Below are 21734 nucleotides of genomic sequence, written 5' to 3'. Positions count from 1 at the left end.
CTATTGATAGGCGTATCACTTTGACAACCGAAGAGATGAAGGCACTTCCTGCTTAACATTAAACGTCGCAGAAAGGTCTGGAGGTCATCTTGTGGAGCATAGGCTAATTGGCCAACGATAAGAGAGACGACAATGAAAACTTCAGATTTATTTGTGCGTGCGCTGGAAAATGAGGGTGTTGACTATATCTACGGCATTCCGGGTGAAGAAAATCTCGATTTTCTGAACTCGCTGAAAGATTCCAAGATTGAACTCATCCTGACTCGTCATGAACAAGCCGCAGGGTTTATGGCAGCGACATATGGTCGATTAACCGGGAAACCCGGAGTCTGTCTCTCAACACTTGGTCCAGGTGCAACGAATTTTGTTACAGCGGCTGCTTATGCTCAATTAGGCGCGATGCCGATGCTAATGCTTGGCGGTCAAAAGCCGATTCGTAAGAGTAAGCAAGGACGTTTCCAGATTGTTGATGTCGTCAACCTAATGAAGCCAATTACCAAGTATTCCGAACAAGTCGTAGACGGCAATAATGTCCCCGCAATGGTGCGCGAATCCTTCCGTGTTTGCATGGAAGAACGTCCGGGCGCTGGTTATCTCGAACTTCCGGAAGATATTGCCGAAGAAGATTCAGGCGCAACGATATTTGATGTGGTGAATCACCGGAGGCCTGATGCGAACGAGAAATGTCTCGATCAAGCAGCAGAAATGATCAAAAACGCCAAGATGCCGCTGTTGTTGATTGGTGCGGGTGCTAATCGCAAACGTTCCAGCCAAGCTCTCAAAGAATTCATCGAAAAAACGGGTATCTATTTCTTCAATACTCAAATGGGTAAAGGTGTGGTGGATGAGCGTCATGAGCGTTTTATCGGCACTGCAGCCCTTTCAAGCCATGACTTCCTGCACTGTGCGATTGAAAAAGCTGACCTGATTATCAACGTCGGTCACGATGTCATCGAGAAGCCTCCGTTCTTTATGGAGAAAGGCGGCACCAAAGTCATTCACATCAACTTCTTTGCGGCGCGCACTGATGAAGTGTACTTCCCGCAACTCAATGTCGTAGGTGATATCTGTTCATCAGTGGGCCGCCTGACGGAGAAAGTCGGCAAGCTTTCACAAGATATGAGCTATTTCGGCCGCGTAAAAGCCCATGTTGATGAGCGTACTACCAAGTACTTTGAAGATCGACGCTTCCCTATTCTTCCCCAACGTCTGGTGAAAATCCTGCGTGACCAGTTAGATGATGAAGACATCGTCACGCTCGATAACGGCGTTTACAAAATCTGGTTTGCTCGCAATTACCAGTGCCACAGCAATAATACTCTTTTATTAGATAACGCCCTCGCCACAATGGGCGCGGGCTTGCCTTCAGCCATGGTGGCTAAGCAGCTCTATCCGGACAAGAAAGTGGTATCAGTCAACGGTGATGGCGGCTTCATGATGAACTCGCAGGAAATCGAGACCGCAGTTCGTATGGGGCTGGATCTGGTCGTTATCATACTGAATGACAGTGCCTACGGCATGATCAAGTGGAAACAGGAAGGCATGGAATTCGACAACTTTGGTTTGGATTTCGGTAACCCTGATTTCGTGAAATACGCCAACAGCTTCGGCGCGATTGGTCACCGTCCTGACAGCCATGACGAATTCCAGTCGATTCTAAAACATGCGCTAAATACCAAAGGCGTTCACCTCATTGATTTGCCAGTGGACTATTCACTAAACCACTCCATTTTGAATGTTCTTATCAAGGAAAGCCGTTCTATCGGATAAAGGGAGAGTGTAAACATCATGTCTGAACTGAACGTCTATCGCCCCTATGATGGCGGTTTGATTCGGTCGCTGCCAATGCAGACAGCCGACGATGTAGAAACAGCGCTGGCGACAGCGCACACGCTGTTTCTCGACAGAAACACATGGATGCCGCCATATCAGCGTATTGAGATTCTTGAACGTGTGATTGAAATAATGTCGTCTCAGGTAGAGTCACTCACACGCATGGCTGCGGAAGAAGGAGGTAAGCCCTACATCGACTCCAAAGTAGAAGTGCTGCGTGCCATCAACGGCGTAAAGCTGGCCATTGAACATATTCCGCAAATCAAAGGTGAGCAGATCCCGATGGGACAAACCACGGCATCAGTAAATCGCATGGCTTTCACGATTCGTGAGCCAATTGGTGTCGTAGCGTCTGTGAGTGCTTTCAATCACCCACTCAACCTAATCGTACATCAGGTCATTCCTGCATTGGCAGTAGGTTGTCCTGTGATTGTAAAACCCGCGCTTACCACCCCCCTATCTTGCCTGAGATTAGTTGAGATCCTACATGAAGCGGGCTTACCCAAAGGTTGGTGTCAGGCACTGGTTTGCGACAACGACGCTTCCAGCAAACTGGTCTCTGATTCACGGGTTAACTTTCTTTCATTTATCGGCTCTGCAAAAGTGGGCTGGATGCTGCGATCGCAACTCGCACCGGGCACGCGCTGTGCACTGGAACATGGTGGTGCCGCCCCTGTGATTGTTGATGACAGCGCCAATATTGATGAGGTCGTACCTATGCTTGCCAAAGGTGGCTTCTACCATGCAGGACAAGTTTGTGTATCTGTTCAGCGAGTGTACGCGCAGCAGGGATTTTGCCGCGAACTGGCGGTAAGACTTGCCCAGGCAGCAGAAAAAATGAAGGTCGGTGATCCATTGGATCCGGATATAGAAGTCGGTCCGCTTATTCTCCCGCACGAAGTCGATCGTGTTGACGAGTGGGTGCAGGAAGCAGTAAAAGGCGGTGCTGAATTGCTTTGTGGTGGCAAGAAAATCTCCGAGAGTTGCTACGCGCCAACCGTATTACTCAACCCACCGGATGACGTCCGCGTTTCCCAAATGGAAATCTTTGGCCCCGTGGTATGCGTGTACTCTTATGCTGACAAACAAACGGCTATTGACCGTGCAAATGGATTGCCATATGCCTTTCAAGCAGCGGTGTTTACCAACGATTTAGAAGACGCATTGAATGTCACTCAACAACTCAACGCAACTGCAGTGATGGTAAACGACCACACAGCATTCCGTGTCGACTGGATGCCATTTGGCGGCCGCGACGCTTCTGGTGTGGGTCTTGGTGGTATTCAATATTCCATGCATGAGATGACAAGGGACAAGATGCTCGTGTTTAAGAGTAAGCATTTGTAAGAAGGCCTATTGAAAGCTATCCCTCTGACCCACTCTTGTTACCAGCGACGGCGTTAAACACTGGGTGGGTCACCTATTCCTTTACATCCCAGTTTCGTTGAATTCCCACCATATCGGATAGCCCAAGCAAAATGTCTTATAGTTAAATCAGGAATATCAATTTTAAATCACAGGGGACGGCGTGAATATCCGAGCCAAGGCGATTCTCTTAACCGCGTTCATCTTTACAGCCGTCATCCTTACGTTTATCACAATAGCAATCGGTTATCTGGGCGATGCGCGTAAAGAGGAACTGAATTACCGCGCAAAAGAACTCGCCGGGCTTGTTGCTGTTACCTTCGAAATTCCTTTGCTTGAAAAGAACCAAACAATCATTAGAGAGATGACTGATCGCTTCGTCGCGCATGAAGATCTGACCTATCTGACTATTGATCAGGGGGATACACTGATTGCGCATAGCCGGAGCTTGGAGACTCCGGAAGATGGCGTTACAGTGGTTTTCCAAGAAGTGAAGAATGCCGATGGGAAACTTGGTACGGTGATCGTCGGTTATCGCAACCATTACAGTGACAACATGGCCTCGCCTGTCGGGCAAATGCTTATCTGGGGGACCAGTGGTATTGGGTTGTTCGCCATTGTCGTTATCTATTTTTTACTGTACTCCATTACCCTCCCCTTGCGGAAACTGCACCAGATTCAAGAGTCAGGAGAACTAAAGCCGCGATTCAGCTTGTTTAATGCAGGCGAAGTGGAAGCAACAGTAGATGAAGTGAACCGCCTTCGAAAAAAGATGGACCGTAGCTACAGTAAACTCCAATCCTCTCTTCGAGACCATACGTTTTCCTACCAGCAGACCCAACTATTAGAAGAACGCAGTCAGGCAATTTACAGCGCATCACTGGATGCAATCATCGTTGTTGACGAACAAGATACAGTTTTAGAATTCAGCCCTATGGCAGAACGGTTATTCGGTTGGTTAAGAGAAGATATTTTAGGCCTAAGGTTGTCAGACACTATCATTCCCGAACGCTTACGGAATAAGCACATTTCTGGCATGAAACACTTACTTCAAACTGGAGAAGGCCCAGTTCTAGATCGACGCATAGAATTACCCGCGATGAGAAAAAGTGGCCGGGAGTTTCCCGTTGAGATTTCTATCTCCTCTTCAAAAACAAAAACAGGCTATCTATTCGTTTCCTACATCCGCGATATATCTCAGCAGAAAGCTCGAGAAGAGGAAAGGCAGCAGACCACCCAGGCGTTCGATATTGCGTTCCCGATGTTGATTGCTGACGCTAAAGGCCATGTTGTTCGTATTAATCCAGCGTTTCGTGACATGCTCGGTTGTAAGCCAGAAGATGTAATAGGTGAAAAACCACACTCACTCACAGAAAACCCCACAGATAAACCACTCCACACTAAAATTTGGTTGTCACTGTTGAAGCGTGGCAATTGGGAAGGTGCGCTTAAACTTAGGCACAAGGCCGGACATTTGGTCCATGTGAACGTAAAAATGAAGGCAAAACACAATGAGCACGAAGATTTGAAATTCTACATTGCGCACTTTGAGGTGGTTGGCCGGACTAGAGATGATCTTACCCGTGAAAACTATCTCGGAGACGAGGAACAAAGCCCACCGTAGTGGACTTCTTCATTCTTTGGCTTGAACAAGCTATAACGCAATAAACACGCCTGCCAGCGCAGCACTCATCAAGTTAGCTAAAGTCGCCGCCACAACGGCTCGGAAGCCTAGCTTTGCTACATCCTGCCTACGCTCCGGCGCCATAGCACCGATTGAGCCTAGGTTAATCGCAATCGAACCAATGTTGGCAAAACCACACAGAGCAAAGGTGACAATGGTTTGGCTGTGCTCTGTCAGCGCGTCTTTTACGTTTACAAAATCCATGAATGCAACGAATTCGTTAAGAATTGTCTTCTGACCAATCAGTGCTCCCGCACTGAGCGCTTCATTCCAAGGAATACCCGCTGCAAATGCCAGTGGAGAGAAAAGGTAACCGAAGATTAACTGTAGCGTGAGGCCATCATATCCAAACCAAGTACCCACAATTTCAAACCCTGCGTTTACCATTGCAATCACGCTGACGAAGGCAATCAACATGGTACCGACAGCCACGGCCACTTTCACACCGTTCATTGCACCTGATGCCAATGCATCAATCGCGTTAACATCTGTACTCTTCTCTAGCTCGATGTTTGATTGGTCAATCGCAACTTCACGCTCTGGCACCAGCATCTTTGCCATCAAGAGGCCACCCGGAGCAGCCATAAAGCTCGCCGCAATCAGGTACTTCAATTCGATACCCAGAGCAGCATAACCACCTAGAACAGAGCCAGCGACAGAAGCCATACCACCCACCATGATGGCAAACAACTCTGAACGGGTCATGTTCTTCAGGAATGGGCGAATAACCAGTGAAGACTCACTCTGTGAAAGGAAAATGTTGCTGGTCGCAGCCAAAGACTCAACCTGAGAAGTACCCAGAAAACGTCGAATTGCACCGCCAATCATTTTGATCAGCCATTGCATGATACCAAGGTAATAGAGAAGAGAAATGATGGCGGAAAGGAAGATGATCAGAGGAAGAACGCGGATAGCAAAAATGAAATTGCCACTTGCTAAATCACCGAAAACGAAGCCGATACCTTCGTCCGCAAAAGCTAATAATCCTGAAACGCCGTGGCTGATTGAACCAAGAAGAGATTGACCAAGGGGGAAATAGAGAACCAACGCGGCGAATCCGGCCTGAAGAGAGAAAGCGCCAAGAACAGTTCGCCAATTGATGTCACGACGACTGTCTGATAGTGCGTAAGCACACGCCAACAGGGCCAATACGCCGGCCAAGCTGTAGAAGATTTGCATTATGTTACCTTGCTTAAGTATCTGGATTTTGGCAGGTTTTGATAAAACGCGCGCAGGGAAAGGCAACTTGGCAGGAGGCTACAATTGCTGTCTTACCCAAAGGCGAATATCAAAGGCCCATATACCCAAACGACCTGAAGATACAGGATGTAGTTTGTTTGGGTATTCATGCTCACAGTTACGCTGGGCCCAGTTCCTTGGGGCAAGTTTCCATTTTGCAGCCGATTGAAAGCTTGGTTATTCACGCCATTCGTTAACGAAAAGCGCTCGCTTTAACCGGGCGGAGAATATAGCAAAGCCAAACCGTGTGTGACAATGATCACTTTTGTTAAATTTCATGGTTTGATTACCGAACAAGCACAAAAGGCTGCTTTGGATAAAAACTAACAAAGAGAAAGCCCGGCTAGAAAACCGGGCTTGTCGATTTATCATTGAGCTAAACTCACTTCAAATGGAAGATTTGTTCAGTCTCCAGTTTGGTCATCGCACGTACCTGACGCCAAACGTAGTAGAAAATACCCAGCATCATCAACATGCTTGGGATCGCAATCATTGGGTAGCTATAGAGCGTCATCTTGCCCAGTTCTTCATTGAATGCCGCAGTGCCTGCCGGACTGGTAACAATCCAGGTTGCGAGGAAATAATTCATCGCTGATGAGAAAACGAAGGTGCTGGCAAACAGATAGTTGGACGTTGTCAGGCAACGCTCAAACGATTCGGTATTGTTAGTTTGTGCCAAACGTTCTTTGATAAGTTCAAGGTTAAGCAGCGTGTCGTTGAAAATCATCTTCTTCACAATAGGGTAAGGCGTGAAGGTAGAAAAGAGTACCGCCAGACCAATCAGACCGGGAATCAACGCTTCCTTAATCGCCAGCCATTGAGTGTCCAGTTCGAGAAGGCCAATCCCCCCCGTCAACAGCACACTGACAAAGCCCAGTGCAGCAATCAAGTTCAGTTTCTTACTGCGGATGAGTTCCATACCACCATATGCTACCGGGAAAGCCAGCGCCACAACCAACGCCATCACGGTGCCAAGGTGTTCTTCACCGCTAAACTTCATCAAAATGAATGAAGGCAAAAATACGTTAAAGACAATTTCGAACAATGCGTTCGGCTTTTTCGGCTTTTTAGTTTCGGTATTACTCATAATCTTCCAATTTGGGGCTATGTATTTCTAGCTTTAGTCGATTGTTCCCTGACAACCGCAAGATGTAAAGGTTGGATACCTCATCCTGTGTAACGACATGTGTCGTTCCCCTTATTCTTCAGGCAGCTATTTGATGTGAAAAGTTCCGAACAAGGTCAAGTGAGTGGGATTTTGAGATACAAAAAAGCCCTGACATTTCTGTCGAGACTTCATTTTGTTGGCGGAGCGGACGGACTAGAGCGCGCCGGGCTCCCGGACGCGGCCCAAAGTGCTCAGCACTTTCTGGGGCGCGTATAAGAAAAAAGCCTGACGCTTTCGCATCAGGCTCTAATCGTTGGCGGAACGGCCGGGCTGGCGCTCCAGCGGGACTCAAGCCGTATGGCTCGTGAGAGTCCCCCTCTTGGAATCTGATAAATACAAAAAAGCCCCGACATTTCTGTCGAGGCTTCATTGTGTTGGCGGAACGGCCGGGCTGGCGCTCCAGCGGGACTCAAGCCGCATGGCTCGTGAGAGTCCCCTCTCTTGGAATCTGACAAATACAAAAAAGCCCCGACATTTCTGTCGAGGCTTCATTGTGTTGGCGGAGCGGACGGGACTCGAACCCGCGACCCCCGGCGTGACAGGCCGGTATTCTAACCAACTGAACTACCGCTCCAATTCTTGATGAAATCCGGCTTTACAGCCCAACTTCCAGAATGTGGCGGAGAGATAGGGATTTGAACCCTAGATACGCTATTAACGTATGCCGGTTTTCAAGACCGGTGCTTTCAACCACTCAGCCATCTCTCCGTAAGTGCCGCGAATATTAGCGAGGTCTCCGAAAGCTGTAAACCCCCTTTTTTCAAGTTTTGATTCGAGTGCTTAAAAATCAGCCAAAACTTCCACAAAAACATGCTGCAAGCCAGAAAATACAACATCTCAAAAAAGCGAAATTAACGTTCAAAACGAATTTTAAACTTTCTCATACCCTCCCTGTCCATGATTGCTAGAATGCCCAACAACTAAAACAATTCGAACGAGACGATGACAAGAAAACTACTTACCTTTTTTCTTTGCTTTTTTGCCCTTTTACTTACCCGCATTTGCTAACGAACAAATGGAAACCATAAGAGGTGCAGCCTGTTTGGTCTCCGACAATCAGGGCCGCGTCCTTGTCACCAAGGACATTCTAAATAACCGTATTTCAATACCAGGTGGCTTTGTGGACAGTGATAATCCCGCCGATGCAGCTATTCGGGAAACATTGGAAGAGACAGGTATAACTGTTGAGGTTATAAAAGAATTCGCAAGGCTGGACAAAGCCGTTCTGTTTGATTGTCGGGCACTGTCCCCCGTTAGTATTCACAATCAAGCAGATGGCAACGCAATGGTTGCTAGTTGGCATGCTGAACATTTTGGCCGGGAAGTGCGAAACGTCGCGATGATGAAGCCTGCTTCAATCCACATCAATGAAGTGCGATTTCCAGACCAAATAAAAGCGATCCCAACATGGATCAAAACCTCCACTCCAAGCCAAACCTCCCATTTTGACGATTTCAGTCACCTCAGTAGTGAGTTCAACGTCAGGAATGCGTCACTTAACCAAGCGCTACAACAAGCCATCAAGGCAATGCCTTCCATTTTTGGTGGACTGCTTACAGCGTCCTCGGCAATGGGAAGCAGCGTGTTATTCTTCGTGCTTATCCCAATTGCAATGGCGTCTGGCGGGGTGAAACGCGTTTCTCAACTGATGTTTACGACAGTCGCCATCACCTTGATTGTCAGCTTCGCGAAGTTGCATTTCGCCGTTCCCAGACCTTTTTATCTGTTCCCAGACCTTCAGCTTACAGGTGCTTCAGGCTTTGCATTCCCAAGTGGACATACCGCAATAGCTTTTACCGTATGGGGGTTAGTTTATCTATGGCTAAAGCAAGCGGGTAAAGGGAATCTGGCAATTTGGCTAGTGCCTTCGGTACTGGTCGCCTTAAGCCGTGTCTATCTTGGTGTTCACTATGTCACGGATGTGCTGGCAGGCGCAGTGGTAGGTACATTGGTTGTGGCAGTTTCAGAGGCACTAGCTCAACGCGATAATAAAATTGTGTCTCCGGCATTATGGGCACTTATTGGTGTTGTCGCCCTTCCGTTGGCAGCCACTCAAATCCAACCAACTTTCCTTTACTGCGCGGCATTCTCCCTTGCCTTTTCCTTGATGCTATTGCTGATAAAAAAGCGAGAGCCGACTTTTGAAACACCTTTGGGCAAAAAAGGATTCATCTGGTCGCTTAGCAGTGTCGCTATGGTTGCTCTGTTCATTGGTGGAGTTGGACTACTCTCTAACTCGAGTATCGAAATCCTCGCAGTGACAACGCTTGGCTTTGCCGTCCTGGCTGCCCTCTTGTCTTGGGTGGTTCCTAGGGTCTGTTGACCTTTGGTGATGATTTTTGCAGCAAAATTTAACCACCATTGATCAACAGACCCTAATCTCAGCAAATAACCAACTGACATTCAGCCGGTAATTACACATAAAAAGAGCGCCTATAGGCGCTCTTTTGTCTGTCAGACTTATTAGCCTTTGGCGATATCTGCCAATTCTTTTTCCGCATCGTGGTCAATTTCCACATGCGTAACAACACCAGCAGTCGGGTCGTTAAAGATTGACTCATTCAGCTTACCTTCGCTCTTCGCAACAATACAGCTTACCGCCGCATCACCAGTCACGTTAACCGCAGTACGCACCATATCCAACAAGCGGTCAACACCCAGAATCAAGCCAATGCCCTCCAGCGGCAGACCAACCTGCGCGAATACCATCGACAACATGATTAAACCAACACCTGGTACACCCGCGGTACCGATGGAAGCCAGCACAGCCATTAAGATAACGGTCAGGAAGCCACCAACACCCAGGTCAATGCCATAGATATTGGCGATAAATACCGTCGCCACACCCTGCATGATCGCCGTACCATCCATGTTGATAGTTGCTCCGAACGGAACGGTGAAAGAACCGACAGAGTTCTTCACACCCATACGCTCAGTCACGGTACGCAGCGTAACAGGAATAGTCGCGTTCGAGCTTGCAGTACTGAAAGCGAATACCTGCATGTTGCGCGCCTTCTTCATAAAGGTCACGATGTTCAAGCCAGAGAAGACTTTCAGAATGGTCGGGATAACCACAAAGAGGTGCAGTAACAGAATAGCAATCAGCACGACCACGTAGCCAATCAGTTCAACGAAAAGTCCTAAACCTAGGTTAGCCATGGCTTTGGCGATCAAACAGAACACTGCGTAAGGAGCGATCTCCATGATGAGCGTAACCATCTTCATCATGATTTCGTTCAACACTTCCACCAGCTCAACCACTTTCTTCGCTTCTTTACCCACCATCAAAATGCACACACCCATCAGGATCGCGAAGAAGATGATTTGCAGCATCTCACCCTCAGAAAGCGCATTCACTGGGTTGTTTGGGATGATGTCGATAAGTACTTGAGAAAGTGGCGGGGCTTCACGACCCGAGAATGCGGTATCAGCCGCCATTTGCATGCCAGTACCGATACCGCTGATTGATGCGATTGTGATTGCAACGGCTATCGCAACAGCAGTAGTCAGAATGTAAAGACCAAAGGATTTAGAACCCACCCGGCCAAGCGTTTTAATGTCACCAATCCCGCAAACCCCGCAAATTAGCGAGAAAAGTACCAGCGGAACGACCATCATTTTCAACGCGTTAACAAACATTTTTCCCACAACGTGGAACAAACCGTTTGTAATGTAGATGTCAACAAATCCATCTGCTGGGTTTAAGCCCAGAATGTTAATAGCGAGTCCAAGAATAATACCGGCTACCAAGCCGACAATAACCTTGGCGGTTAGGCTCATCTTGCCATCACCGTTTGATGCAGCGTCTACCATAATTACCTCCATGATTTTAGTTATGCAGTCGTGAAAACCCTTTCTTTTGTCTAACTAACTGTCAACTGGCAAAATCTGCACAAGCTAATTACGCATAAATAGTCAAAAGGAGAGATATTCCACTCACTCAATGAGAAAATGATTTGATTAGCTTAAAAATCAATCCGCAGCGAAAGACTTATGTAAGGAAAGTCCACGACTGGCAATAGATATATCCTGAATTCAAAGAAGGCTTTGTCTTGAAATTGAGTGTAAATGCAGTTTCTGTTAACAGGATGTTAACTAAATTTGTTGTATGAGAAAAAGGCAATCAATAGTCAACTGGATTCCCCCGTCAAGCCGAAGACTTCACCTCGACAAATATCAAAACTGACCAATTTCACCGCACGGAAATGACCATCATCCGTGATGTAGTCAACGCAAAGATCTCGAACCCTTAACAAAGGGTCATTATGAAAGGCGTGTTCACTTGCCATGTCGATTCACTCCCAAAACAATATTGAATGCAAATTATTATCATTTCTTTTTACAGTAAAATAAGTTCTCAAAGAGTGAATTAGATCGCAGAGTATTGGGGAAGGATCGCAAGCGTCCTTTCAGGTACAATTCCCGCTCATTTCTCGAATCCGTGGTAAGCATGAGTCAATGTCCTGAGTGCGGAAGCGCGCTTGAATGCACTGCTGAGTCTGGTCAATGCTGGTGCATGCAGTATCCCAATATTCTCCCTCCAGCAGCAGAGGACAACCTCTCGTGTCTGTGTAAAACCTGTCTGGCTAAACGCATTAACGAGAAGCTGGAAACCCTCTATCAGGAATACAGCACCAATGACTTGATTCGTCTGGCAAAGCCCTATCGCGAGCAGAAAGAGTTAGTAGAAGGACTGGATTACACCATCGAACGTGGACTTTATGTATTCTCGGCTTGGTACCATTTACGCCGTGGCACCTGTTGTGGCAATGGCTGCCGCCACTGCCCATACGGCAAAGCAGAACCATCAGGCTACAACAACGTGGGCTAAATCACGGACTGCTTGAAATTCTTAGCTGAAAATACGCCGCTTTTTTTCACTCAAACAAGACAATCCAGAAAAATGAAAATCGTTGCTGTCACTGCCTGCCCTACAGGTATCGCCCACACCTATATGGCTGCTGCTGAACTCAAAAAAGCAGCGCAACAAATCGGTATTCAAATCGCAGTGGAAACCCAGGGCGCGATGGGTATTGAGAACCCACTCAGCATTCAGGATATCGCCCGCGCGAATGTGGTATTGATTGCCTCCGACATTGAAGTAGAAGACCGCGCCCGTTTCACTGGCAGTAAAATCCACTGTGTGACCATTGAAGAAGTCCTGACGGATCCCGTGAAAGTATTGGAGCGCTGCAAGACGTTATGATCACTCGGAGGATCACCTTCTTTGTTGATGAAGAAGGCTTGGCAGCATGGAGACTGAACCGTCTGAAAACGCTGGCGGGCTATTTCCGATCCGTCACCATGTTCTGCAATATCTCCCAGCGCAAACAAGCCAGCGTCGAACATCCTATTCGAATGATGAGCCTGAGTATCAAACCTGGCGATCTCTGCCAGTTATTGATTGAAGGATCTGACGCCGAGCTTGCTTCCATGGTGCTCACCGATTTTCTGGATGAACATGCTCACGTACTTTCCGGTGGCAAAAACAGCGCGCCATTTGAGCCTTCAGATCATGTCACCCTACCCTTCACGGGCATCATCCACCGCATTGATAGATCTCCATTGGATAAACACGCGTTATTGGTAGAGTTCGCGCTGAGAGTATCAACGAATGAATCTGCCAATCAGGAAGACTTGTTCAACGCGCTGTATAAACGGGAGAGTGTTTCAGCGACCTGTATGGGCAATGGCATTGCACTGCCTCATATCATTTCGCCGAATGTCAGCAAGGCGCATCTGATGATAGCGACCACATCCTTACCATTGAATTGGGGCTCTCATCGAGGTGATGTGACTCGGGTGATAGGAATGATGCTCCCTGCGCCGCCGGTTCGCGAGCATGTGGTCGCCTTTTCAGGTTTTTCTCAATTGCTATTAGAAGAACATTTCTGCCGCTATCTGACCGATAATCAGGATACGGATATTCTGGAAACCATCATCGTCCATTCCCTTTCCAATGCGTCAGTCTGAGCCCCGATATTCAGACGGTGTCATGCCAGTTTTGGACTTAAACACGCGGTAAAAGTAATTCACATCCTGAAAGCCGCAACGGGTTGCCACTTCCCCCAACCGAAAGTCATAACGTTTCAACATGAACTTAGCGCGGTCTATCCGCACCCAGGTAATGTAATCCGCCATCCGCATATGGCCTTGCTGTCGGAAAAGCCGCGACAGGTGATTCGGCGTGATATTGAAGCGGTGCGCTATCGACTCACGCGTGATGTGGCGGTGAAAGTTCTCCTGAATGTAGATACAAATCCCCTGATACAAATCTTCCACCCGGTTACGGGTGCCAGCGGCGGGCGCGATAAGCATCTGCTGGCAATAGCTCAACAGCGCGTGGAGCAGATATCCATCCATCGGCGTTTGCACGGGCTCTTTGGCAAGTGTATTCAGCGCAGCGAGAATGTGGTCAATCGCATGGCCGGTTCGGGTTTGGAGACTGTGCTTTTGCACGTCATAAAAACCCGGTTGGTTCTTGGCTTTACTCACCAAGCTAAAGCCCAGTTGGCGCTTGCCGAACAGAAGGCTCAGAACGGAGCAGTCTGTGTCCCAGTTGGGTTTATTCCAGCTGTTTGGCGGCACATACAAAGCATCCCCTGCCAATAGTTTCGATTCAGTGACCGACTTGTCGGGGTTTTCCAAAAGGTTGGGATATTCACCGCTGATCACCAGTTCAACGCGGGGAAAGTTGACCTGATAACTGAATTGAGGGGGCGTTACTTGATCACTGGCAAACCAGATGCGATTGAAGTGTTCGCGCTCTGCCAGAAGATTCTCCAGCAGTAGTTGAAAGACCTGACTCATGGTTGTTGTATTTAGGGGCTGTTGACCTTTGGTGGTGAAATTTTGTTCTAGCCCTAAACGTTTTAGGCGCGGCGAGGTGTGTACCGCCTAGTCACTCTAAGCAAATACACCTCAACAAAGCATAAAACGTTTAGGGCAGAACCCTTTGGGCAGCGTTTGTGGGGACTTTCTGCTGCGTTATCGGCTTCTCATGTAGGCGAGCTAAACATCGAAGCCTCTGCCTTGCATAAAATCCCCACAAACTGCTGCAAAAATCATCACCAAAGGTCAACAGCCCCTAGAACCCGTTAACGCGCCGATTATGCGCCTGCACACTTTGGTCAGCCAGAGAATCTCTACAGCACATATCTAATGCGTGACTAGGCTCACCAAAAACAGGCCGCTCGATGCTGTCTCTAGGTTACTAATCTCTAGCAGCCAGTTATTTCCACAAACGACCAACTCATCCAAACCTACGACAATAAAAATATATACCATTGTTTATTAACTTATTTAATGTCTTTTTTTACGAATCAGTCACTCTTCTCTTACTGAGAACAAGATCACACCTCACTTTTAATGTTACAAATATCCAGTAAAAGCCTTATCTCTCCTCTTCAAACAGTACGCGCGAAAACGGGAAAATATGTCTATTGGTAAGAGCCGTTAAAAACAAAAACTTTTGAGGGATAGACATCATGATTACATCGCTAATCAATGAAGATCTGATTTGCCTGAACCTGAAAGCAACGTCCAAAGAAGACGTTTTTGCAGAGATGATTGAACTTCTGCATGCTCAGGGCAGAGTCAACGACAAAGCACAGTTCCTGGCCGATATTCATGCCCGTGAAGAACTGGGTAACACTGGCTTCGAAGATGGCGTTGCCCTGCCGCACGCAAAAAGTGCTGCGGTAATTGAGCCTGCGGTTGCTATCGGTATCAGCCGCGAAGGCATCGAATACGGCGCTGAAGATGGTCTGCCTTCAAAACTCTTTTTCATGATTGCTTCGCCAGACGGCGGCGCAAACCACCATATTGAAGTGCTGGCTGAACTGTCTTCAAAACTGATTGAAGATGGCTTTATCGAAAGCTTCATGGAAGCCGAAAGCGCTAAAGAGGCGCTCGCTCTGCTACTTGAGAAAAAACAAGAACTGGAAACACCAGAAGCCAATAAAGGTTTGCTGATTGGTGTGACTGGTTGCCCTGCAGGTGTTGCACATACCTATTTGGCCGCAGAAGCTCTGGAGAAAGGTGCAGCAGAACTGGGCTATGAAATGAAGGTAGAAACCAACGGTTCTATCGGCGTGAAAAACAGCCCGACTGCAGAAGAAATTGCCCGCGCAGAAGCGATTATCGTTTCCTGTGACAAGCAAGTGGACATGACCCGTTTTGCTGGCAAACGTCTGATCAAAACCGGCGTCAAAGCGCCAATCAAAGATGCAAAAGGCTTGATCAATCAAGCGCTGGAAGCTCCAGCGTACGTTGCTTCTGCTGATGACAAAGCATCTGAGTCATCTGAAAGCAAAGCTTCTCAGGCACGCTCTGATTTGTATCGCTACCTGATGAATGGCGTATCTCACATGATCCCATTCGTAGTAACCGGTGGTCTTCTGATCGCACTGGCTCTGGCAATTGGTGGTCAGCCTACCGAAGCAGGCATGGCGATCCCTCCTGGCAGCATGTGGAACAAAGTGCTGGATGTGGGTGTGGTTGCTTTCACCCTGATGATCCCAATCCTTGCCGGTTACATTGCTTACGCGATTGCTGACCGCCCAGGTCTGGCTCCTGGCCTGATTGGTGGCTGGATTGCCAATAACGGTTCGTTCTATGGCGCAGAAGCGGGTACAGGCTTCATCGGTGCTATCGTTGCAGGTTTGCTGGTTGGTTACTTCGTGAAATGGGTAGCTACCCGTAACTACCACAAGTTTATCCAGCCATTGGTGCCAATCATGATTGCACCAATCACAGGTTCTCTGTTTATTGCTGGTCTGTTCATCTTCGTTATCGGCGCGCCAATCGCGGGACTGATGGAAGGCCTGAACACCATGTTGACCAACATGAGCACAGGTAACGTAATCCTGCTGGGTATTGTACTGGGTGGTATGGCTGGCTTCGACATGGGCGGTCCATTCAACAAAGTGGCATTCCTGTTCTCAGTAGGCATGATTGCAAGCGGTCAAACACAGTTCATGGGTGCGATGGCGTGTGCGATCCCTGTTGCTCCACTGGGTATGGCGCTGGCTACGGTTATTGGCCGCAAGTTCAACATCTTCGAACAGTCTGAAATCGAAGCGGGTAAAGCTTCTGGTGCCATGGGTCTGGTCGGTATCTCTGAAGGTGCGATTCCTTTCGCAGCCCAAGACCCAATGTCAGTGATTCCTGCGAACGTTATCGGCTCAATGGTTGCTGCGGTAATGGCCTTCTCCTTCGGTATCACCAACAGCGTGGCGCACGGTGGTCCAGTGGTTGCCCTTCTGGGTGCAATGAACAAACCTGTACTAGCGTTGGCGTGTATGGCAGCGGGTGCAGTGGTAACCGCGCTGGTTGCAGTATCCCTGAAGAAAATGCGTCAGGCGAAAGCGCAAAACGAAGTAGCAACGGCATAGTCAGATGAAGAACGCTCCCTTCTACAGGGAGCGTTTTATTTGCGTGAAATCAGCTACACACAGTCATAATTTGATAGACTCCTTGCCAGATTTCGAAGGCTTAAAGAAGAACAATGACAACTCAATTTTTTCCTCTGAAAAACGTTATCCAGGACTATGCCTGGGGCAGTCACACTTCCCTGACCGAACTGTTTGATATGCCAAACCCAGAGAACAAACCGCAAGCGGAAATCTGGATGGGTGCTCACCCAAATGGCTGTTCAAACATCGCTGTCGATAACAAAGAAACCCTGCTGTCAGATTTCATCAGCTCAGACATGGAAAACATTCTGGGCGCATCCACTACCCAACAATTTGGTGAACTACCTTACTTGTTCAAAGTGCTGTGTGCTGAAAAAGCGCTGTCAGTGCAGGTTCACCCAAGCAAAGCGCAGGCGGAAGCCGGTTTTGCAAAAGAAGAGGCGGCAGGTATTCCCCTGTCAGCGAGCTTTAGAAACTACAAAGACCCTAACCACAAACCGGAGTTGGTTTTCGCGCTGACTGATTACACGGCGATGAATGGCTTTCGAGACTACAGCGATATTCTGGGCTTTTTCCACCAACTCAACATTGAAGAGTTGGCATCACTGGTAAGTGCATTGCAAGACAACCAAAGCGAACAAGGTCTGTGTGATTTCTTCGGTGCCCTGCTTTCTCTGGAAGGCGAAGCCAAAGACGCAGTGGTATCTAAATTACTGGCCTATGCAGATGCCAACCAAACTGATGAATTGTTTGCACTGCTGTTGACGCTGTCTGAGCAGTACCCCGGCGATATCGGTCTGTTTTCACCATTGATCCTGAATACGCTGACTCTTCAGCCGGGCGAAGCGATGTTCCTTGATGCCTGCACGCCGCATGCGTATATCAAAGGTACAGGTCTGGAAATCATGGCGAACTCAGACAACGTGCTTCGCGCCGGTCTGACTCCAAAACACATGGATGTACCGGAACTGATTTCCTGCACCCGATGCTTGCCAATGCCAGAAGAAACCATCCTGCTGGCGCCACACGTTGAAGGCAATGCGCAGCATTACCCGATTCCTGTACCGGATTTCAAATTCAGTGTTTACCGCAACACCTTGAATGAAGTGCTGAGCACTCATAGCGCTGAAATCCTGATTGCTGTAGATGCCCCACTGACTCTAACCCACTCGAATGGTGACAGCGTCACTTTGAGTAAGGGCGAATCCGTATTTATCCCGGCGTATGTAGGCGACTATCAGGCGAGCTGCGAAAGCTTATTTGCCCGCGCCTATAACTGATCTCAGCAACATAAAAATGAATCACACCTGGGTACGATAAGTACCAAATCCCCCCTAAGTAAGATCGCCCGGCAGTTGCTGGGCTTCTTTTTGTTTCTACCCGACTCTAACTTTTGCATATGCGTCAACGAGATGCGTAACAGTCAATTTAACAACGTTTTTCCACCATCTGAGAAAGTGTTGCTAAAGCCAAATGCGCTAAGATAATTGCTTAATTTGCTATGTTTAACGTAACGAAAAGCCCCTACCATGCCTAGTTTACTGAACAACAAATGTATCAGTAATTAGTGTGCTCGAGGGAGTGATCTCACACCTAAAGAAAGCGCTTTCAAAAAGCAATTGAGATAGTGAGCACGCAGTCTAAATAGAACTGACTACCCTCGGAGGGGCTCTATGCTCAAAGGAAAAATCATAGTGTCAGGAGTAACGTCACTGGCTATTCTGACGGGGTGCTTTCTCGAATCGAAAGTCCCCTATTTCCCAGATTGGCCACAGATTAACAGCGCCATCAAAAAGGATCCGGAGGTTGAAAGCCGGGTCGCGCAAATGACGCTGGAAGAAAAAGTCGGACAGATGATCCAACCCGACCTTCGCAGCGTGACACCTGAAGAAGCCAAAGAATACAAACTGGGCTCCATCCTTAACGGAGGTGGAGGCTGGCCCGACGGCAATAAATACGCCACAGCACAGGACTGGGCGGAAGAAGCGGACAAATACTATCTTGCCCTTGAAGAAGCTTATGCAGAACGTGGTTTCCGTATTCCTTTCATGTGGGCAACCGATGCCGTGCACGGCCACAACAATGTTTTCAAAGCCACTGTCTTCCCACATAACATTGGCCTTGGTGCTGCTAACAACCCCAAACTTATCAAACAAATCGGTAAAGCCACTGCACGCGAGGTCGCTGCAACCGGCCTTGATTGGACATTCGCACCCACTGTCGCTACCCCGCGTGATTATCGGTGGGGGCGTGTTTACGAAGGCTATTCAGAGGATCCCGAAATCGTTTATCAGTACGCTGGAAAGATGGTTGAAGGCCTGCAAGGCGGCGTAAAAGGCCTGAAAAGTGAGCGTCACGTTATCTCTAACGTCAAGCATTGGCTGGGGGATGGTGGTACCACTGACGGTGTCGACCGCGGCAAGAATGAATATAGCGAAGAGTATCTTCGTAATATTCATGCAACGGGCTACTTCTCGGGCCTGGATGCTGGTGCGCAAGTGGTCATGACGTCGTTTAACTCTTGGCACAACGAAGCCAACTACGACGTGATGGGCACAGACAACTACAATAAAAAGCTCCACGGCAGTAAGTACATCGTTAACGATGTGCTGAAAGACAAAATGGGCTTTGACGGTCTGGTTGTCACCGACTGGAATGGTCACAGTGAAATCAACGGCTGTACCGCAGGCAACTGTCCTCAGGCAGTCCTCGCTGGCAACGACATCTTTATGGTGACAGCCCGTAAAGATTGGCAGGCCTTCTACCGCAATGTGATCGATCAGGTGAATGACGGCACCATTCCAATGAGCCGCATTGATGATGCAGTCACCCGTATTCTTCGCGTGAAAATGCGCGCAGGCCTTTGGGAGAAGCCTCAGCCAACCGAACGTCGTCTCGCAGGTAAACAGGACATTCTGGGCTCGGACTCACACCGTGAACTGGCGCGTAAAGCCGTCAGCCAATCACTGGTGCTTTTGAAGAACAAAAACAAAGTGCTCCCCCTTTCTACCCAGAAGCAATATCTGGTCGTCGGTAGCGCGCTCAATGATATCCAAAAACAAACAGGCGGCTGGTCCTTGACCTGGCAAGGCACGGAAAACACGCTAGAACGTGACTTTCCGGGTGCCACCACCATGTTAATGGCGATGCAGGCTCAGGTCGGTGAAGAGAATGTGTTTACGGAAGTCTCTTCTGCACCACAAGATGCCACTGCCGTCGTAGTGATTGGTGAAGACCCTTATGCCGAAATGTTTGGAGACATCAATAAAACCAAGACGCTTGAATACGCCACGCTGAAATCCTCTTATGGCGCAGATCTTCGTTTGATTAAATCGCTGAAAGAGCAAGGCTTTAAAGTCGTCACTGTGTTTTTCTCTGGCCGTCCACTTTATGTGAATGAAGAGATCAACCACTCTGACGCTTTTGTAGCAGCATGGCTGCCGGGCACCGAAGCAGGTGGTATCACTGACGTTCTGTTTGGTGTGGACGACAAAGACTTCCGCGGTCGTCTTTCTTTCTCTTGGCCAAAAACCAAATGTTCTACCACCATCAACCGAAAAGCACCAAACTTGGTGAACTATGAAACACCGGAGATGGAGCAAAATATCGATGACGACCACGCACCGCTGTTCGCTTACGGATATGGCCTTTCTTACAACAAGAAAAAAAGCAGCAAGCTGAATATCGACTTAGATAACCTGCCACTTGATCCGCGTGAATACGGTTGTGGTCTGGACGCACCAGATGATGGTATTGCGACCACCAATCTGGAAATCTTTGGTCGTTCAGCCGATGACGAATTTACACCTCGCATTGCGGGCTCATCGAATGGCTGGGTCGGCGTGACAGTGTCTAACGGCACACCAACCACCATTGGCTCCATCACCACCACGCCGATTGATCACCTCCACCAGCAGGATGCGATCAATGTGAAGTTCACGGGTGAAGCGCCTGCGCAGGTTTACATGCAGACTGCGGATGAGCAGGTTGTCGACAAGCAAAGCTATCTGAATGCTGACGCGACGCTGCAGTTTGATATCGACATGAAATCCACCGCGCCGCAAAGCATGATTCTCGCCACCCACTGTGAGTGGCCGTGTCTGGGTCAGGTTCCCATCCACAAAGTATTGCCGGCACCAAGCGGTCAGGACGAAACCAAGTGGACGACCATTAAGATCCCGCTGCAGTGTTTTGCTGACGAAGGCATGGCCTTCCAGATCCTCAATACCCCATTCCTGATTTATGCAGACGAGGAAGTTGAGTTCAATCTGGGTGAGGTTCGCTATGTGCCACGTAGTCTGGATGCTGCTGAAGACGCCATCACCTGTGAAGAGCTGAAAGTCCCTGTAGAACCGCCGCTTGAAGGCGATATCGTTGATATTTGGGAAACGTGGGAGCCAAACATCAGCACTTGGCAAGCTCGCACCGACACTTGGGAAAACCTCACTGACCACCTTGTGGTGACAGGCAATGTTCCGTCTGATGCCACCCATGAGTTCACAGTCGCTTACGATGCAACCAGCCCAGAGTTCTACAAAGGTTTGGTATTGGTGAAAGGTAAAACACTGAACCTTTCCAACTTCCTTTCGGGCAACCTGACGTTCGATATTTATATCGAAAGCTATGGAGAGCCAGTGAACCCTGGTGAAACCCAGACGGATGAAGTCGTCGTGAAGATGGAGTCGACCGCTGGATCGGGCAACGATTACCCAATGGGCAGCCTGGCTACTGGTCAATGGCACTCAGTCGTGGTTCCTGTTGCTGAACTAAACACGGGCGCACTGGACATCACCAAGGTCAACACACCGTTTGCAACGCTGTCCGACTGGAATGCTTCACAAGCTGGTGTGGTTTACCGCATCAGGAACATCAAACTGGAACAATAAGCTGACTCAGAAATTGCTATCAAAGCCCGCTTCGGCGGGCTTTTTTTGTCTTTCTCGACAATTCCCCCGACTAACCTCCGATTTTCCAGCCCATGCAAAAGAGAAGACGCGCCTGATACGGTAACATCTTGATGTCAGAAGAT

14 protein-coding genes, 2 tRNA genes and 1 pseudogene are annotated in these 21734 nt (G+C 48.4%); 10 read left to right on the top strand and 7 right to left on the bottom strand.

From position 1 onward, the window contains the following. The first annotated feature begins 132 nt into the window (after positions 1 to 132). From GMA8713_RS16945 to GMA8713_RS16935, 3 genes are all read left to right on the top strand, one after another. A complete protein-coding gene (locus GMA8713_RS16945) occupies positions 133 to 1770 on the top strand; it encodes an acetolactate synthase large subunit (RefSeq protein ID WP_062712499.1) in 1638 nt (545 codons plus the stop codon). 18 nt (positions 1771 to 1788) lie between these two features. Then, positions 1789 to 3180, top strand: coding sequence for an aldehyde dehydrogenase family protein (locus tag GMA8713_RS16940; protein ID WP_062712496.1), 1392 nt, complete (start codon positions 1789 to 1791; stop codon positions 3178 to 3180). Positions 3181 to 3361: 181 nt separating this feature from the next. After that, the gene (locus GMA8713_RS16935; protein ID WP_062712493.1) at positions 3362 to 4822 is read left to right on the top strand and encodes a PAS domain-containing protein; all 1461 of its coding nucleotides are present in this window, start codon (positions 3362 to 3364) and stop codon (positions 4820 to 4822) included. Positions 4823 to 4852: 30 nt separating this feature from the next. Here GMA8713_RS16935 and GMA8713_RS16930 read toward each other — a convergent pair whose 3' ends face one another. The 4 genes from GMA8713_RS16930 to GMA8713_RS16915 all read right to left on the bottom strand — a co-directional run bounded on the left by GMA8713_RS16930 (position 4853) and on the right by GMA8713_RS16915 (position 7997). Continuing rightward, the gene (locus tag GMA8713_RS16930; protein WP_062712491.1) at positions 4853 to 6061 is read right to left on the bottom strand and encodes a NupC/NupG family nucleoside CNT transporter; all 1209 of its coding nucleotides are present in this window, start codon (positions 6059 to 6061) and stop codon (positions 4853 to 4855) included. A 442-nt stretch (positions 6062 to 6503) separates the two neighbouring features. Next, positions 6504 to 7208: a VC0807 family protein gene (locus tag GMA8713_RS16925; RefSeq protein ID WP_062712488.1), complete on the bottom strand. Its 705-nt coding sequence runs from the start codon at positions 7206 to 7208 to the stop codon at positions 6504 to 6506. A 578-nt stretch (positions 7209 to 7786) separates the two neighbouring features. After that, positions 7787 to 7863 (bottom strand) — tRNA-Asp (locus tag GMA8713_RS16920). 43 nt (positions 7864 to 7906) lie between these two features. Beyond that, a tRNA-Ser gene (locus GMA8713_RS16915) sits at positions 7907 to 7997 on the bottom strand. A gap of 307 nt (positions 7998 to 8304) precedes the next feature. Here GMA8713_RS16915 and GMA8713_RS16910 point away from each other — a divergent pair. Then, positions 8305 to 9612, top strand: a complete 1308-nt coding sequence (locus GMA8713_RS16910) for a bifunctional NUDIX hydrolase/phosphatase PAP2 family protein (protein WP_084387765.1) — start codon at positions 8305 to 8307, stop codon at positions 9610 to 9612. A 140-nt stretch (positions 9613 to 9752) separates the two neighbouring features. Here the strand turns inward: GMA8713_RS16910 and GMA8713_RS16905 are convergent, their stop codons facing one another. Then, positions 9753 to 11102, bottom strand: coding sequence for a dicarboxylate/amino acid:cation symporter (locus GMA8713_RS16905; RefSeq protein WP_062712482.1), 1350 nt, complete (start codon positions 11100 to 11102; stop codon positions 9753 to 9755). Between the two features lie 323 nt (positions 11103 to 11425). Further along, positions 11426 to 11578: pseudogene (locus tag GMA8713_RS26890) on the bottom strand (ABC transporter ATP-binding protein); the annotation flags it as partial. A gap of 161 nt (positions 11579 to 11739) precedes the next feature. On the opposite strand from GMA8713_RS26890, the gene GMA8713_RS16900 reads away from it, so the two are divergent. The 3 genes from GMA8713_RS16900 (at position 11740) to GMA8713_RS16890 (ending at position 13262) form a co-directional block, all read left to right on the top strand. Further along, positions 11740 to 12120, top strand: a complete 381-nt coding sequence (locus GMA8713_RS16900; RefSeq protein ID WP_232314466.1) for a cysteine-rich CWC family protein — start codon at positions 11740 to 11742, stop codon at positions 12118 to 12120. A 72-nt stretch (positions 12121 to 12192) separates the two neighbouring features. Then, positions 12193 to 12495 (top strand): PTS fructose transporter subunit IIB, encoded by a 303-nt coding sequence (locus GMA8713_RS16895; protein WP_002541683.1) that lies wholly within the window; start codon positions 12193 to 12195, stop codon positions 12493 to 12495. Then, a complete protein-coding gene (locus GMA8713_RS16890) occupies positions 12492 to 13262 on the top strand; it encodes a PTS sugar transporter subunit IIA (protein WP_062712475.1) in 771 nt (256 codons plus the stop codon). Before GMA8713_RS16895 ends, GMA8713_RS16890 begins: the two co-directional genes overlap by 4 nt. Here the strand turns inward: GMA8713_RS16890 and GMA8713_RS16885 are convergent. After that, positions 13254 to 14099: an AraC family transcriptional regulator gene (locus tag GMA8713_RS16885; protein WP_062712472.1), complete on the bottom strand. Its 846-nt coding sequence runs from the start codon at positions 14097 to 14099 to the stop codon at positions 13254 to 13256. The genes GMA8713_RS16890 and GMA8713_RS16885 overlap by 9 nt on opposite strands. Before the next feature lie 677 nt (positions 14100 to 14776). On the opposite strand from GMA8713_RS16885, the gene GMA8713_RS16880 reads away from it, so the two are divergent. The 3 genes from GMA8713_RS16880 to GMA8713_RS16870 all read left to right on the top strand — a co-directional run bounded on the left by GMA8713_RS16880 (position 14777) and on the right by GMA8713_RS16870 (position 21591). Then, positions 14777 to 16684, top strand: coding sequence for a PTS fructose transporter subunit IIABC (locus GMA8713_RS16880; RefSeq protein WP_062712469.1), 1908 nt, complete (start codon positions 14777 to 14779; stop codon positions 16682 to 16684). Positions 16685 to 16797: 113 nt separating this feature from the next. Beyond that, positions 16798 to 17985 (top strand): mannose-6-phosphate isomerase, class I, encoded by a 1188-nt coding sequence (gene manA, locus GMA8713_RS16875; RefSeq protein ID WP_062712466.1) that lies wholly within the window; start codon positions 16798 to 16800, stop codon positions 17983 to 17985. A gap of 393 nt (positions 17986 to 18378) precedes the next feature. Then, on the top strand, positions 18379 to 21591 hold the full coding sequence (locus tag GMA8713_RS16870) for a glycoside hydrolase family 3 protein (protein WP_062712463.1): 3213 nt from the start codon (positions 18379 to 18381) through the stop codon (positions 21589 to 21591). Positions 21592 to 21734 lie beyond the last annotated feature (143 nt).

Origin of the sequence: Grimontia marina (assembly GCF_900060185.1) — a bacterium.
Classification (GTDB): domain Bacteria; phylum Pseudomonadota; class Gammaproteobacteria; order Enterobacterales; family Vibrionaceae; genus Enterovibrio; species Enterovibrio marinus.
The sequence above is the reverse complement of the archived record's forward strand: the minus strand, read 5'-3'. Positions and strand labels throughout refer to the sequence as shown.